This window comes from Candidatus Effluviviaceae Genus V sp. (assembly GCA_014728125.1).
Lineage (GTDB): Bacteria > Joyebacterota > Joyebacteria > Joyebacterales > Joyebacteraceae > WJMD01.
Genome location: WJMD01000188.1, coordinates 1 through 15,773, shown reverse-complemented (window position 1 = coordinate 15,773; position 15,773 = coordinate 1). Strand labels below are relative to the sequence as shown.

General features: G+C 67.4%; 13 protein-coding genes. 9 read left to right on the top strand and 4 right to left on the bottom strand.

The features are described 5' to 3' along the window. From GF405_11125 to GF405_11100, 6 genes are all read left to right on the top strand, one after another. A partial coding sequence (locus GF405_11125) for a GNAT family N-acetyltransferase (protein ID MBD3368704.1) occupies positions 1 to 1,065 on the top strand: 1,065 nt, incomplete at its 5' end. Next, positions 1,055 to 3,193 carry a CoA-binding protein gene (locus tag GF405_11120; GenBank protein ID MBD3368703.1) on the top strand — a complete coding sequence of 713 codons (2,139 nt, stop codon included), beginning with the start codon at positions 1,055 to 1,057 and terminating at the stop codon, positions 3,191 to 3,193. The genes GF405_11125 and GF405_11120, both read left to right, overlap by 11 nt. Continuing rightward, on the top strand, positions 3,186 to 4,223 hold the full coding sequence (locus tag GF405_11115; protein MBD3368702.1) for an AAA family ATPase: 1,038 nt from the start codon (positions 3,186 to 3,188) through the stop codon (positions 4,221 to 4,223). Before GF405_11120 ends, GF405_11115 begins: the two co-directional genes overlap by 8 nt. A 242-nt stretch (positions 4,224 to 4,465) precedes the next feature. Continuing rightward, positions 4,466 to 6,235 (top strand): hypothetical protein, encoded by a 1,770-nt coding sequence (locus GF405_11110; GenBank protein MBD3368701.1) that lies wholly within the window; start codon positions 4,466 to 4,468, stop codon positions 6,233 to 6,235. Further along, positions 6,232 to 8,862, top strand: coding sequence for a hypothetical protein (locus tag GF405_11105; protein ID MBD3368700.1), 2,631 nt, complete (start codon positions 6,232 to 6,234; stop codon positions 8,860 to 8,862). The genes GF405_11110 and GF405_11105 overlap by 4 nt, the downstream gene beginning before the upstream one ends. A 26-nt stretch (positions 8,863 to 8,888) precedes the next feature. Then, on the top strand, positions 8,889 to 10,040 hold the full coding sequence (locus GF405_11100; protein ID MBD3368699.1) for a response regulator: 1,152 nt from the start codon (positions 8,889 to 8,891) through the stop codon (positions 10,038 to 10,040). Here GF405_11100 and GF405_11095 read toward each other — a convergent pair. Beyond that, entirely contained in the window at positions 10,018 to 10,260 is a 243-nt protein-coding gene (locus GF405_11095) for a hypothetical protein (protein MBD3368698.1), read from the bottom strand. The two genes, GF405_11100 and GF405_11095, sit on opposite strands and share 23 nt — an antisense overlap. A gap of 80 nt (positions 10,261 to 10,340) precedes the next feature. Here GF405_11095 and GF405_11090 point away from each other — a divergent pair, with 80 nt between their 5' ends. Continuing rightward, positions 10,341 to 11,708, top strand: a complete 1,368-nt coding sequence (locus tag GF405_11090; protein MBD3368697.1) for a hypothetical protein — start codon at positions 10,341 to 10,343, stop codon at positions 11,706 to 11,708. A 37-nt stretch (positions 11,709 to 11,745) separates the two neighbouring features. Next, entirely contained in the window at positions 11,746 to 13,434 is a 1,689-nt protein-coding gene (locus tag GF405_11085; protein MBD3368696.1) for a hypothetical protein, read from the top strand. A 21-nt stretch (positions 13,435 to 13,455) separates the two neighbouring features. Here GF405_11085 and GF405_11080 read toward each other — a convergent pair whose 3' ends face one another. From GF405_11080 to GF405_11070, 3 genes are read right to left on the bottom strand one after another with little or no spacing between them, the layout of a single operon-like run. After that, the gene (locus tag GF405_11080; GenBank protein ID MBD3368695.1) at positions 13,456 to 13,950 is read right to left on the bottom strand and encodes a hypothetical protein; all 495 of its coding nucleotides are present in this window, start codon (positions 13,948 to 13,950) and stop codon (positions 13,456 to 13,458) included. 50 nt (positions 13,951 to 14,000) lie between these two features. Beyond that, positions 14,001 to 14,738 (bottom strand): hypothetical protein, encoded by a 738-nt coding sequence (locus tag GF405_11075; GenBank protein MBD3368694.1) that lies wholly within the window; start codon positions 14,736 to 14,738, stop codon positions 14,001 to 14,003. Continuing rightward, complete coding sequence (locus GF405_11070; GenBank protein ID MBD3368693.1) at positions 14,728 to 14,964, bottom strand: helix-turn-helix domain-containing protein; 237 nt, start codon at positions 14,962 to 14,964, stop codon at positions 14,728 to 14,730. Before GF405_11070 ends, GF405_11075 begins: the two co-directional genes overlap by 11 nt. A gap of 221 nt (positions 14,965 to 15,185) precedes the next feature. Between GF405_11070 and GF405_11065 the strand changes: the two genes are divergently transcribed. Then, the coding region (locus GF405_11065) for a hypothetical protein (protein ID MBD3368692.1) at positions 15,186 to 15,773 on the top strand (588 nt) is incomplete at its 3' end.

Genomic DNA, 15,773 nt, shown 5'->3' with positions numbered 1-15,773 from the left:
GGGCACAAGAAGACCTACGACTTCCTGGACGACAATCCGGGCGTTCAGTTCCGGCAGATCAACTACACGAACAACCCCCTGACCATCGCGCAGATCCACAACATGACGGCCATCAACTCGTCACTTCAGATCGATCTGACCGGTCAGGCATCGGCCGACTCGCTCGGGGAGCGTTTCTTCTCGGGGATCGGCGGTCACGCCGACTTCATGCGCGGCGCCGTCCTCGCGCCCGGTGGGAAGACGATCCTGGCGCTTCCGTCGACGGCGAGGGACGGCGAGATCTCGCGCATCGTGGCGACGCTCGAAGAGGGCGCCGGCGTGACGCTCGACCGCGGCGACACGCACTACGTCGTGACCGAGTACGGCATCGCCTATCTCCACGGGAAGAACGTTCGTGAACGGGCGATGTCCCTGATCGCCATCGCTCACCCGAAGTTTCGGCCCGAGCTCATCAAGGAGGCGAAGCGCCGGAACCTCATCTACAGGGACCAGGCGTTCATCCCCGGGAAGCGCGGCGAGTATCCCGAGGACCTCGAGGTCTACCGGTCGACGCGGACTGGGCTCGAGATGTTCTTCAGGCCCGTCAGGATCAGCGACGAGCCGCTCCTCAAGGATTTCTTCTACTCGCTCTCCGACCAGAGCATCTACAAGCGGTTCATCTCGCACCGGGTCGACATGCCGCACGAGCGACTGCAGGAGTTCGCCGTCATCGACTACACGAAGGAGATGGTGATCCTCGCGCTCAAGGCCGGTGAGCAGCCCGACGAGGAACGGCGCGAGATCCTCGCCGTCGGACAGTACGGCATCGATGAGACATCGCACACGGCCGAGGTCGCCCTCGTCGTGCGGGACGACTATCAGAACAAGGGCGTCGGGAGCGAGCTCCTCAAGTACCTGACACAGCTCGCTCAGAAGCAGGGCCTTCTCGGGTTCTCGGCCGAGGTACTCATCGAGAACAGGCCGATGATGGTGCTCTTCGAGAAGATGGGATTCGACATCCAGCGCCGGACGGCCGAGGGTGTCATCGAGCTCCGTATGCGATTCAGAGGACATCATGGCGAGTAACGGTCCCGACATCCGCTGTCTCTTCGAGCCCCGGGCCGTGGCGGTCGTGGGCGCCTCCCACACACCGGGGAAGATCGGACACACCATCCTCAAGAACATCGTCGATGGGGGCTACGAGGGGGAGGTCTACCCGGTCAACCCGAAGGGGGGAGAGATCCTCGGGCACACGGTCTACCAGAACCCGTCGGATTGCCCCGGGGAGATCGACCTCGCCGTCACAGCCGTGCCCGCGAAACACGCCATTCAGGCGGTGAAGGACCTGGCGGACTGCAGAACGAAGTACAACCTGGTCATCACCTCGGGCTTCTCGGAGGTCGGCAACCTCGAGGACGAGCGGGAGCTCGTCAGCTACGCGACCGAGCGCGGGATGCGGATCCTCGGGCCGAATATCTTCGGCATGTTCTCCGCGTCGTCGTCGCTCGATGCGACCTTCGGTCCCGGCGGCATCCTGCACGGCAGCGTCGCGATCATCACGCAGAGCGGTGCGCTGGGCCTCGCGATGATCGGCAAAACGGCCGTCGAGAGCGTCGGCATCTCTGCGATGATATCGGTCGGCAACAAGGCCGACGTCGACGAGGCCGATCTGCTGCACTACCTTATGGACGACGAGCACACCCGGGCGATCCTCATGTACATCGAGGGAGTGCGGGACGGGGAGAGGCTGCTCGCGGTGCTCGACGAGACGACGCAGAAGAAGCCCGTCGTGGCCATAAAATCCGGACGGTCGAAACGGGGGGCCGTCGCAGCAGCCTCGCACACGGGCTCCCTGGCCGGGTCTGACGATATCTTCGATGCGGTCATGCGGCAGGTCGGCGTCATCCGCGCGGAGAGCGTCGAGGAGGCGTTCAACCTCTGCAAGTTCCTCTCGAGAACCGTCGTGCCGAAGGGACGTAACGCGGCCATCGTGACGAACGGAGGGGGCATCGGTGTGCTCGCCACCGACGCGTGCGAGAAGTACGAGGTGCCTCTGTACGACGACCAGGCGAAGCTCCGGGAGATCTTCGAGCCCGCGACGCCGGACTTCGGCTCGACCAAGAACCCCATCGACCTGACGGGTCAGGCGACCGCCGAGGACTACCGGGTCGCGCTCGACGCGGCGCAGAAGAGCGACGCGATCGAATCGGTCCTCGCGCTCTATTGCGAGACGGCCCTCTTCACGGCGGCCGACCTCGTGTCGATGATCCGCGACACGTACGCTCAATACCAGGAGGGCGGGAAGCCGGTGCTCTACTCCGTCTTCGGCGGCTCGGAGACCGAGAAGAGCCTCTCGGTACTGAACAACGAGCGCATCCCCGTCTTCGGCGACGTCTACGAGACGGTCGCCTGTCTCGGAGGCCTCTACCAGTACGGGAGGCACCTTGCCGAACGAACGGGCGCGACCGACGACGCGGAGCTCGATGTGGGGGCGGTGAAGCGCATCGTCGCACGCGCGCGGGCCGACGGTCGCGGATTCCTGCTCGCGGACGAGGGGCAGGAACTCATGAAGACAGTCGGCATCGGGCTTCCCGAGAGCCGGGTCGCGCGAACCATCCAGGACGCCGTAGAGGCCGCCGAAGACCTCGGTTATCCTGTCGTGATGAAGGTCGTGTCCCGCGACATCCTGCACAAGAGCGACGTCGGCGGCGTCGCGCTCGGCCTCGAGGACCGGGACGAGGTGATGGACGCCTACCAGGCCATCATGCGGAACGCGAAGTCCCGGATGCCCGACGCCCGGATCAAGGGGGTCGAGGTCGCAGAGATGGTCCAGTCGGGGGTCGAGCTGATCGTGGGCGCCCGGCGAGACGCGAGCTTCGGACCGATCGTGATGTTCGGCATGGGTGGCATCTACGTGGAGGTGCTGAAGGACGTGTCGTTCCGGGCGGTCCCGCTGGACCGCCGCGAGGTGTTGTCCATGATGAAGGAGATCCGCGCCTACCCGCTGCTTCTGGGAGTGCGCGGCGAGGCGCGGCGTGACATCGAGGGCGTGACCGACGCGATCATCCGTCTCGCCACGCTGATCCGGCACTGTCCGGAGATCTCCGACATCGAGGTGAACCCATTGGTCGCATACGAGCAGGGCCACGGTACCAAGGCAGTGGACGTGAGAGTGCTGCTCGCTGAGCCTGCCGGAGGTGGAACAGATGCCTAGACTGGTCGTTGCTTCAACGCGTGAAGGCGCAGGCAAGACGAGCGTGATCGTCGGCGCGGCGCGCGCACTCGACAAGCCGGTCGGTTACATGAAGCCGTTCGGGGACCGGATCCTCTACAAGAAGAAACGTCTGTGGGACTACGACTCGGCGCTCGTGTTCGGCGTCCTCGGGATCGACGAGTCGCCGGAACAGATGAGCATCGGGTTCGACCATTCGAAGCTCCGGTTCATGTATGATGCTGAGTCGACGGGCGAGAAGCTGACCGAGCTCATCGAGCAGGTCGAGTCCGGCAACGAGGTCGTCTTCGTCGAGGCGGGCAAGGACCTGAGCTTCGGAGGGTCGGTGCATCTGGACGCCCTCTCCGTCGCGAGGCACGCCGGCGCCGAGCTCGTGCTCGTGGCCAGCGGTGGAGAGGACGAGGTGCTGGACGATCTGCGCTTCTTCAAGCAACACGTCGATATCGGAGACGTGCCGATGAAAGGCGTCATCGTCAACCAGGTCAAGGACCTCGAGGACTTCCAGGCGACCTGCCGGCCGTTCCTGGATGAGCTGGATGTTCCGCTCCTCGGAGTCCTCCCGTACCGGGCCGAGCTCACCTACCCATCGGTCGGGTTCCTGTCCGGCGTTCTCTTCGCCAAGGTTCTTGCCGGGGAAGAGGGTATGAACCGCACCGTGAAGCACATCCTCGTCGGAGCGATGGACGCCGACGCCGCGCGTCGGGAGCCGATCTTCTCTGAGGACCAGCTCCTCGTCATCACGAGCGGCGACCGGAGCGACATGATCCTCGCCGCCCTCGAGGCGGACACGGTCGGTATCGTGCTCTCGAACAACGTCATGCCGCCCGCGAATATCATCTCGCAGGTCGCCGAGCGCGGGGTCCCGCTGCTCCTGGCCGCGGAGCACACCTACCGCGTGGCAAAGCGCGTCGACGACGTCGAGCGTCTCCTGACCAAGGACGAGTCGGAGAAGATCGCCATCCTCACGGACATGGCCCGCGAGCATCTCGATCTCAGCGCTCTGACCGGATAGCGTCCGCACGCAGCACTGACCATCCGGAGCCCCGCCGCCCCTGCGGCGGGGTTTCGTTGTGACGGCCCTTCCATTCACGGTGTCGCGGCCGAACGCCGTCGTGCGCATCGCCTTCGACACCGCCCTGCGCGGTCCGTTCTCCAGGGAAGGACCCGCCCGTCGATTGGTGCGCCTCCGTTCTTGTGCTATACTGGTTCTGGTTTCGGTGAACCACTGCTTCCCCCAGCCGAATCGGTGCCGGAGTGACACCCTTCACGAACGACATCGACGATCGAACGATGCGGCGCGCGCTGCAGGCTCTGACCGTGGGGTGCATCGCCGTGTCGCTGGCCATCGGCCTGAGCGGCACCGGGCCGCGGGATGCCCGCTGGAACCCGGCACAGATCTGGTCGACGCCCTCGACCCGCGCGTTCGAGCTGGAGGGCGGAGCGTGGGGCGACATCGAGCTTGCCGCGTCCCTTCCGCAGTTCGCGTCGATCGATGTGCTGGAGCCCGGCGGCGACCGGCCTCCCGTCCTGGCCATGAGCGACTACTCGCGCGACGGGTCGCTGCAGCGGTCGATCCTCACGTGGACGGTCGCCGGCGTCTCGGGCGACACGCTGGCCGTATGGCCCGGCCGCTGGCTCGTCTCCTCGCTTCCTCAGCGCTATGGGCTCGAGGGAGACCTGCTTCTGTGGTTTCCGGAGACGTGGTACGAGGATGCGGGTCCCGAGATGCGTGCCGACACCGTCGCCCTTTTCAGACACAACTACGCCATGAGCTACAAGCTGCTCGACCTCGACGCGCTCCGGAACGCAGTCCGTGCGGCGGCCCGCGGCGAGATGGCGTCGGTCTACTCGAGACTCATCGTCGCCGGTCTCGACGGCGGGGAGCGCAACCGGATCGCGTTCGACCCGCGATACACGGCCGACGTCGGGTTTCTCTTCGACACGGCGCACGGTCCTCTCGCGATCGTCGAGACGGATGGGGGGTACGCCAACTCGGACCTCTTCTACCTGCTTCTGGACCAGCCGACGCTGAAGGATGGAGAGGCCGTAGCGATCACCGACAGCGACGACATCGAGGGCAGCTATCGTGGGTTCTTCGTCGCCGACCTCGCGAGGAACGAGGCACTCTGGTACCGGCGGCTCGGCGCCTCGAGCGTCAGGTACCATCCGGTCGACCTCGATCGGGACGGTGTGGACGAGATTCTGGTCGAGACCTACTGCGCCGAGAACGGCGTCAGCGGCGGAGGCACGACCGACGCCGGTACGGCCTATCTGCTGTGCCTTGATCAGGGCGGGAACATCCTCTGGAGACGGAGGGTCCTCGGTGTTCACAACGGTGTCCAGTGCGCCGCCGCCGACTTCGTCGGTGACGGCGATCTGGAGATCGCCATGGTCTGGAGCAGCGGGCGGTACGAGGAATCCGGCGGCGCGGCGGTCATCGACGCCCGAGGCGAGGTGCTGGCCGTGCGGACGGACCTCGGGGGGCTCTACGCCATCGCTGCGGCCGACTTCGACGGCGACGGGAGAGTCGAGTTCGCCACGAGCGGCCCGGACTGCCGTGTCGCGATCCTCAACGGCGCCCTCGAGATCGAGCAGGCCCGTCCTGACACGACCGACCTTCTCCGGGCCCGTCCGGGCACGGACGGCGGCCCGCAGGACAGGCCTTTTCAGGGAACCGGGCTGGTCTGGAGGCGACGCGCGATGCCCATCGGAGCGTGCGACGTGGACGGTGATGGTCGCGAGGATCTCGTCTGTCTCCAGACGGCGTGGCATCGCTGGGACGTCACCGGCGTCAGGACCGTGTGGTGCGGGCGCGGCGACATCGTCATCTACGACCATGAACTGGATGTTCTCATGAGAGAGCGCGTCGTGGCGTCGACGACGGCGTCGGGCCGGCATCCGGCCGATGCGCCCGCATCGCTCAAACTGCGGGCCTTTCCGCTCGACGCCGACCGGGATGGCCGGTCGGAGCTTGTGTTGACTGCGAGAGGACACGGTCTCTACTTCTTCGAGGGGGGATCGTGATGCAAGCTCCGCTGGTCGCGCTCGCCGCTTTGTCGCTTACGACCCTCCCGGCCTCGATGCCGGACCAGGTGCCGGAGCTTCTCCACAGAGTGGTCCTCCCCGTGACGCCGAGCACTCCGACGTCGGTCGACGTCTCGAGTCGACCCGTGGGCGAGCCCGACCATCTTCTCGTCGGCCTCGACGACGGGACCATCGATGTCTTCTACGCGAGCGGGAGCGAGATGATCGTCCGGGTCTTCGAACTCGGATCAGCGGACCCGGTCGACGCCGTCCGCGCCGTGCGCCTGCCCGGCCCCAGGAACGAGTCGGCGATCGTCGCGCTTCAGGGACGTGTTCTGAGCGTGTTCCAGGGAGGAACGCCGGGCGTTCGGGACAGGATGCGACTGCCGGCGTCGAGCGGAGACTACAGGCTGACGAGAGTCCGCGGCCCCGATGTCGACGGTGAGACACGTGATCGGTTGCTCGCCTCCGACGGCCGCCGCGTCCTCGAGGTCGGCGTCGGTACAGCGGCGAACCGGTGGGGGCTCTCCCTATCGCTCGTCGCGGAGGACGAGGACGGACTCGCCTTGAGGCCGCTGTCGGACCGCGCCGTGCTCGTGACGGCGTCGTCCGGGGTGCTCGAGTTCTCGGTCGCGGAAGGGATGACTCGGACGGCTGCGAGCGGGAGCGCCGACGCGGCCGTGTCGCCGGGAGGCACACGCCCGGCCATCGTTCCACTGGGAGCCGCGACCTCGGACAGCCTCCTCTGCAGCGGGCGGCGCGCGTCAGGCGAGTGGAGGCGCATGGTGGTGGAGCTTCCGGACTCGCTCACGCTGGCCATGACCGTGCGGGACTCGATGCTGCTCCTCGGCGGCGCGCTGACGGCCGACACGCTCAGGGGCGTGGGGTGGCTCGCGCTCGTTGACGCGAAGGGGAAAGGCCTCGCGTTCTCGGAGCACGGGCGGCCGGTCGCTGCCGCCGCTACGTTCGGGGAGTGGTTCGCCGTCCAGGGGGAGGGCAGGAACCTCTCAGTCTACGACGACCGCCTCCGCCCCGTCTGGGACAACGCGTCTCAGGTTTCGCCGATTGGAATGGCAGCGCTCGCGCTCGATGAGGACGGCGACGAGGACCTCATTCTCGTCGGAACGCGCGAGTTCGGGGTGGCCGCCGACGATGTCGAGCTTATCCGCGAGTCGCTGAACCGACCGGGCTTCATGGCGTCGGCCGTGCCGGTCGGCAGCGAGCTCGTGCTCGAGCGACCGATGCTGACCGGCTTCAGGAGCAACGCGGCGGAACTGAGGGAGATCATCGCGATGGAGTCGCTCCGGGCGAGGGAGCTCGAGCGATCGCGGAGTTTCCTCGAGGCGGGACGACGGGTTCTCACGGCCCGCGCCGCGGCCGCCGTGCTCGGGCGGCGCGGGCAGGCTGAAGAGCTGCGCGCCTGGGGGGCCGAACTCCTGGCGGCGCCGAAGCGCGAGCGGGCGACGCTCTACGGCACGATCGCGCTTCTCCTTCCCGGTCTCGTGTGGTCCGCGGCCCTTGTCCGGTCGGCAGAAAGAGCGAGCACGCGGGCTCCCATCGCGGCGGCCGTCGCGCTCGTTGCGGCGGGAGCCGTGGTGTGGGGAATCCTCGATCATACCATCTGGTCGCCGGCTCTCCCGGCGGGCGGCGTAGTGCTGCTTGCAACCGCGGCGGTTCAAGGCGCGAGGCGCCGCGCCGGCGTTCTGACAGCCCGCGTCCCCGGGGCCGCCATCGAGGAGCTGGAGATCGGTATCGCCGAGTTCACGCACGGAGGCGCCGATGGGAGCGAGGGGCGCAGGAGCATCGCGAAGCTCGCGCTCTTCGCCCAGGAGATGCTGGAGAGCTTCGACGAGCCGGAGCACTTCGAGGCGCTCAGGAGCCGCTTGGACGTCAGGGCGAAGGCCTTCTATCCGGCGAAGTACGATACGGTCCAGGAACTTCCGGAGCATGCGAGGGCCGCCGGGGTCGCCGTCACCGAGACCGAGGCCATGGCGAGGGCCGCGGGGAGGATGCGGGCGGCCGTCGACGTCGTCCTCTCCGGCGAGGACGTCTCCGACGGCGATCTGCGCCGTGCGCTCCACGATATCGTCGCCGGTCGCGCTGAGCTCGCAAAGGCCGCCGACGAGGCGCGTGACGCGATCCGCGCGAATCCCGGCTGCTCCGTGAGGGCCTGTGTGACGCGCGTTCTCGACGAGAAGCGGGAGATGCTGGAGCGTCTGGGTATCGAGGTCGACGTCGGTCTCGGGGTCGACGAGCAGGAGGACGCTGTCGGCATCAAGAGGAGGGACCTGCACTTCGTTATCGAGAACCTCGTGACGAACGCCGCCAAGGCGATGCGCGAAGGGAGCACTCGCCGGATCGAGCTCAGCGGCGTGGCCGCGCAGCCGTTCTTCGAACTGCGGGTCGCGGACACCGGACCGGGCATCCCGAAGCTTATCCTCGAGTCTCTCTTCGATACCGGCGAGACGGACGGGGAATCGGGCGGGTTCGGGCTTCCGAACTCACGGGAGAAGCTCCGCCGCGTCGGCGGGGACATCACCGTCGAGTGGACCGGGGAAGGCGAGGGTACGCGGTTCCTGGTCAGGGTGCCGCTCTGGTCGGCGAAGCGGGAAGGAGGCATCGAGTGAGCGTGGCGGCGGGACGGAGGCGAACGTTGCTCCTTGTCGATGACGATCCGGAGACGGTGGAGGACATGGCCGCGGTCCTTGAGCGATTCTTCAAGTGCGTCGGTGTCTCGAAGCCCGACGACGTCGTGCCGGCCTATCTCGAGCACCGACCGGACGTCGTGCTTCTGGACATCATGTTCGGCGACGACCCCGTGGGATACGATCTCCTGGAGCACCTGCAGGCCGCCGACCGCCACGTCGCCGTCTTCATGTGGAGCGAGGATGCCAGAATGGACACCGGTCTGACGGCGCTCTCCCGCGGGGCCTTCGGCGTGCTCCGCAAGACACCGAGGCGCGGCGAGATCATTCCGGCCATCGAGGCCTGTCTCAGAGGACGTCGTCGGGATATCCTCGTCGCCTCGCCCCACACGACCGGACGGGAGAACATCATCGTCTTCGTTCACGTGGATGAGAGCACGGGAGCGGTGGTCGAACGCGCCCGAAGGCTGGCGGATGAGGAGAGTCCCGTGCTGGTCGCCGGTGAGCCGGGCGTCGGCAGGGAGCGTCTGGCGCGTGAGATCCACGCTGTGAGCGTCGGGTTCGGGGGGCTCTTCGTGCGCTGCGACTGCCGGGAACGGGGCGACGTCCCGGTGCAGGCGCTGCTCTTCGGATGGACGGAGACGGGGAGCGCGAACGGGACGGTGCTTCACCCGGGGCTGTGCGAGGCCGCCGACGGGGGCGTGCTCTTTCTGAGAGACGCCGATGCGCTGCCGGCGACCGCCGAGCAGGGACTCCTTGAGCTCCTCGACGAGGGCCGCTACACCCCGGTCGGGGACACCGTGGGCCGCCGGGCGGACGTCAGGGTCATCGCGTCGACATCCCACGGGCGGGACGACACGTTCTCCTCGGAGCTTCTCGGTCGACTTGGCGCACGCACGATCACCGTTCCTCCTCTCCGGGAACGCCCGGCGGACATCCGGCCGCTCGTCGCCGCGTTCGTTGCAGCCAGAGCGGGCATGCTGGGGCGAAGCCTCAGCCTGTCGGACGGGGCGGTCTCGCGGCTCGAGTCGGCGAGCTGGCCGGGGAACGTCGCCCAGCTGCGGGCGGTCGTCGAGCGGGCGTGCGACGGCGCCTCCGGTGGGGAGGTCACCGCGGAGGACGTCGAGAAGGCGCTGGTCAGTGGAGGTGGAGCGCCTTGACGGCGCCCCGGGTCGAGTCGTCAACCGGCGTCTCGTCACCGACCGTCACGTCGTCGACCCGGCACTGCCGGTCGTCGCCCGGTGTGCCGCCGATCCGTCGATATCTGAAGGCGATCTGCAGGTTCATGCCGGCCCACGTGGACAGGTCGACGTCGATCCAGCCTCCCGACGGACCGTAGAGATCACAGATGATTGTATGAAGCCCGCTGCTCTGCAACAATGGTCTGTGCGACCTTCGTCCATGGATGGTCGCCGCTATCGGCCACTCCATCGCACTCTCGAGCACCACGGGACGTCCCGATGGATACACTTCGCACCGGATTCGTCACACGCGTCCTCGACCCGCTCGGGTGGCGGTTCAAGAGGACCGACACGGGAGCCCGCCTGAGCGAGTTCCGCCGGTTCCAGTGGGACGACGAGGCGACATGGAGGCGCCGGCGGGACCTCCTCCTCGCCGACCTCCTCGTTCACGCGACGACCCGCGTCCCGTACTACCGGGAACGCGTCACGGACCTCGAGCCGGAGGCCATCGCCGCCGACCCGACCGCGGCGCTGGCCCGGTTCCCTGTTCTGGAGCGGTCGGACCTCATCGAGCACTTCGACGAGCTTATCTGTGAGGTGGGTCGCGGCCCGAAGCTCGTCAAGTCGGGAGGGTCGACCGGCACGCCGGTGCGGGTTCTGTGGGACCGTGTCTATACGGGCGCCGCCCTGGCGACGACGCAGCTCTCGCTCGACTGGGCGGGCGTCGAGCGCGGAGAGCGCCGCGTCGCGCTGTGGGGTGCGCGCCGGGACCTGGGCGGCCGGTTCGGCTACGTCAGGAAGCTCAATCACCTGCTTCGGGACATCACGGTCCTCGACGCCTTCCGGATGGGCGAGGAACAGATGGCGGAGTACGTCCGCATCATCAACCGCCGGCCCCCCGTCTGCATCGAGGGCTACACCGAGGCCATCTTCGCTCTGGCGGAGTTCATCGAGCGCGAGGAGCTTCCGGTCACATCCCCGCGGACCGTGGGGACCGGTGCGGGAACGCTCATCCCGGCCATGCGCGAGACCATCGAGCGTGTCTTCAACGCACCCGTCTTCGACCGCTACGGTACGCGGGAACAAGGGCTCTACGCGACCGAGTGCGACCGGCACACCGGCCTTCACGTCATGGGGGAGACGACCGTGCTCGAGATCGTGGACCGGTACGGCGCAGAGGTCGAGGAGGGCGAGGCGGGAGAGGCCGTGGCGACGAGCCTCTGGAACTACACGATGCCGCTCGTGCGGTATCGTGTCGGCGACCACGTCGTGAAGGGACGTTCCCGCTGCGGGTGCGGCAGGCCGTATCCGCTCCTCGAGAGCATCGTGGGCAGGTCGGCGTCGGCCTTCCCCCGCCCCGACGGCGGCCTTGTTCTGCCGGACTTCTGGATCCGCCTCTTCGCGGTCGAGTTCAACGAAGGCGCCGTCGAGAAGTACCAGTTCGTGCAGGAGGAGATCGACCGGATCACCGTGCGCGTCGTTCCGAGACCCGGATACGAGGGGCCCGACGACCGGCTTCGGAAGGCCATGCGTTCACGGATCGACGACGCGATGGGGGCGCCGTGCCGCGTCTCGTTCGAGGTCGTCGACGATATCCCGCCCAGCGCGTCGGGCAAGCACATCTACTCGATGACGAGGGTAGCCTGACGGGCCACCCACCGGCAACACGGGAAGCACCGTTCATGTGATGCCCGGCGATCGCGACGTCCGTCGGGCGTCGTGTTCCGGTGGAAGGAGTCCTGCGTTCTCTGCGACGCGCTCGCCATCACATCCCCGCTGTGATATGATTGACAGTCAGACGTGTCGGCAGCGACCATCGCGGGGGTGCATCGTGAGACGGCTGCGTCCGACCCTCTGCCTCCTTGGAGTGCTCCTCGTTCTGGCCTCGAACCCGTTCTCGGGGACACCGGCCTCGGCCTATACGGCGCCGTCGTCCGTCGATATCGGCGGCGGGCAGTCCGGCTCGGCCCAGGATGTCTTCTCCCGGGCCGAGGCCATCTACGGTCCGTTGTCCGAGATGCTCGATCCCACCGAGGGCTATCCCAGGTCTATCACCAACGGTTCGTCGTGGATGCGCAGCTCCGCCGAGAGCTGGACGAGCGGCTTCTTCTCCGGCGTGCTCTGGCGGCTCCACGAGCGAACGGGCGATCATGCGCTCCGGACACAGGCCGAGCGATGGATGAACGGGCTCGCGGGGCTCACAACGCTTCCCAGCCACGACGTCGGTTTCATTCTGTACTCGAGCTTCGGGCACGGGTACCGGATCACCGGCGATCCGTCCTACCGTGACGTGCTCCTCGACGCAGCCGACCACCTGGCCACACGATACGACCCCGAGGTCCGTGCCATCCGCTCCTGGGGCCCGATGCGGCACCTCGTCTATCCAGTGGCCATCGACGGCATGATGAACATCGAGATCCTCTTCTGGGCGGCAGAGAACGGGGGAGACCCGGGCCTGGCCGGCATCGCGTGGGAGCACGCCCGCACCACGATGCGCGATCATGTCCGCGGCGACGGGACGACCTTTCATGTGGTCGACTACGACCCGACGACCGGGGCGAAGCTCTGGAAGGGCACGGTGCAGGGCCTGGCGGACTCCTCCACCTGGTCGCGTGGACAGGCGTGGGCTCTGTACGGGTTCACCGTCGCGACGCGGTATACGAACGACATCGCCTTTCTCTGGACGGCGGAGAAGACCGCGGATGCCTTCCTCGATCGCCTGCCGTCCGGGTGGATCCCCTGCTGGGATTTCGACGCCGAGGGTATCCCGGGCGAGCCGAGAGACGCCTCGGCGGCGGCGGTGGCGGCTTCCGGTCTCTGGGAGCTGGCCTCGCTGACGGACGATCCGGAGCGACGCAGCCGATACCGTGCCGCGTCGTACGCGATCGTCGAGCGGCTGTCGGGAGGATACTACTCGGCAGAGGGCGTCGGCATGCCCGCGCTTCTGCTGCATTCCACGGGACACCGGCCGCACGACGCCGAGGTCGACGTCCCGATCATCTACGCCGAGTACTACTTCCTCGAGGCCCTCGCGAGGCAGCGACCGCTCGCCGGAAGGATGCGTCGAGGGGGGCGGGGGGAGAAGGACGGCCCGGTTCAGATCGCACTCCACGCCTCGCCGAACCCGTCACGCGGCCGCGTCCGGCTTGTCTGCGGGGGTCCCGGCGCCGGCACGGCCGAGCTGACCGTGTACGACGTCGCGGGACGGCTCGTGCGTCGTCTTCCGCTTCCGGGAGGGGGTGACGACGAAGGACACGTCGTCATCTGGGACGGAACAGGAGAGGACGGCAGGCGCGTGGCGTCCGGCGTCTATGTCGTCCGAGCGCGCGCCGGGAACGCATCGGTCACCCGCACGGTCGTCCTCGTGCGGTGATCCCCGACTCCTCGCGAGTCGTCACTCCATCTCGACAGGCTCGGTTCCCATCAGGTCCTCCATCATGGCGAGCGTCTGCTCGTCCGGGTCGAAGGGCTCGACCATCGCCCGCGTGATGTCGACCAGCCCGTTGCCCGGCCGACCGTGGATCGGGACGACGATCGCATCGACGCCGGCCCTCTCGGCGATCGCCGGGAGGTCGTCCTCGAGGAGGTCGATGATGTTCCAGATGGGCGCGTCGCCGAACACCTGTCGGTGCAGCGTGTCCTGGAGCGCGGGTCCCCACTGTTCGAGCTCGGCCACGCGCGTGCTGTCGCCGGCCTCCATTGCCTGCTCGTGCTCGGCGCGCATCGCCTCGATGCGTTTCCGGAAGGCGTCGGAACGCCCGTAGCACAGGGCAACGGCTCGGGTGTTGAAGGTGCCGGTCCGCGGCGCCTCCTCCGCGGTCGCGCCGGCGATCGCCATGGCGGCCAGCGCAGCGGTCGCGACGACCGTGATCAGTATTCTCGTCCTCATGTGGTCTCCCTCCCTTGCCCGGCGCCGCTCCGGCACGTCCCGGTGCGGCGTCATGCGGGCTCCTCGGTCTCGTCGTCTTCCTCCTCAGGGGCGTTCCGCACCCGCAGCAGCGCGATGCCGCTGGCGAGGAGCGGCCCGATGAAGAGGACGAGCACGAACGGAGCTCCGTTGTCGAACGGGTCCGTGCTGAACAGGCGTTCGAACGTGTCGAACATGTTAGCGAAGAAGAGCGACGTCAGGATGAGAACGATGCCTGTGCCACGCGGCCATCGGTTCGCCGCCCAGGCCAGCGCGAAGAAGGGGGCGGCGAGGAGCGACTGCATGACGAGCGCGACGAAGCTCGACAGGTTGGCGAGGATGTTGAAGAGGAGCCAGACCGTCCCGAAAATGTAGAGGAGCCTCGACGCCGTGCGCTTCGGTCCCCAGTAGGCGAGCAGCCAGCTCAGGAACCACGTGAACCAGATGACGATGAGGACAAGCTCCGCCATCTCACCCGGTTCGGCCTCGATGGGCGCCCCGGCGCGCAGGGCGGTGGCGAAGACGAACGTCACGACGAGACCGGCCAGGTAGGCGTGGTACCCGGCCTTCCTCGCGGCCTGTCGCTGGAACTCGTCCTGGTCCTTGAGCACCCCGAGCTCGCGGAGGAGCCCCGGCACGACGGCCGCCGCCGCGACGAGCAGCAGGAACCACCAGCTCAGCGAGGTCAGGGCGATTCCGATCACGAAGACCGCGCCGCCGACCAGTGTGACCGTCGTAGGGCGGCGTCCCCTGTGGCTGTTACCGCTCATCATGGCTGTCCTCCTCGTCGAGTTGGAAGAGTTCCTCGACGGTCGTCACGAAGACCCGCGCCAGTGAGAGCGCGAGGCCGACGGACGGGTTGTAGCGGCCCTTCTCGATCGCGTGGATGGTCTGCCGTGTGACGCCGACAAGATCGGCCAGATCCTGCTGCGTCATGCCGTCGACGCCGACGCGGTGCCGCTTCACGGTGTTCCTGACGGTCTGCCTGGTTCCCATGGTGGTCAGTGTAAAGTCAACTTGACTTCATGTCAAGTTGTTTTTACATTCTCGTGTCGTGCGCGGCGGGAGCGCCTGCCGTGGCGTCCCCATCGTCGGGACCCACTCACACCGTCTGCCCAACCCGTCCCGCGCCGCGGCACCCATGCTTGACGCTTCATCACCTCTCCCGTACGATACGCGCAGTCCGGGTGCCATGTGGTCTTTCGAAGGAGGGAGCCATGCGTGTTGTCGCATTGCTCGCTGTCATCTGTCTCGCCCTGGTCGTCATAGCCGGGTGTTCCTCTTCGTCATCGGGACCGTCTCCCATCGAGTGGTTCAACGCGGCAACGTGGCAGAGCCTGAGCAGCTTCCCGCCGGGCGCCGGGCTTGGCGCCGCGTTGGTGCGTGTGAACGACGCGTCGCTCTACGCGATAGCCGGCGGCAACGAGGGTGCAACCGACTACGCCTTCTGGCGGTACGACATCGACCTCGACCAGTGGACCCAGCTCGCCGACACGATTCGGGATCCCTACTGGGCGGCGAGCCTCGCGTGGGCGGGTGGCGATACGATCTACATGGTCCAGGGGAACGGGACGTCGGGGTTCGTCGGGTACTCGATCGCCGCCGACCAGTGGTTCGCCCTCGAGAACTATCCAGGGAACGTCCGTCGGGCCGGTCACTCGCTGGTCTGGCCGGGTCAGGGCGGGTATCTCTACTGCTGCGAGGGGAACGGCACCGGGACATTCGAGCGGTACGACATCGCCTCCGACGTCTGGCAGTCGCTGGCCGACATCCCGACGAGGATGTGGCACGGCTCTTCGATCGCG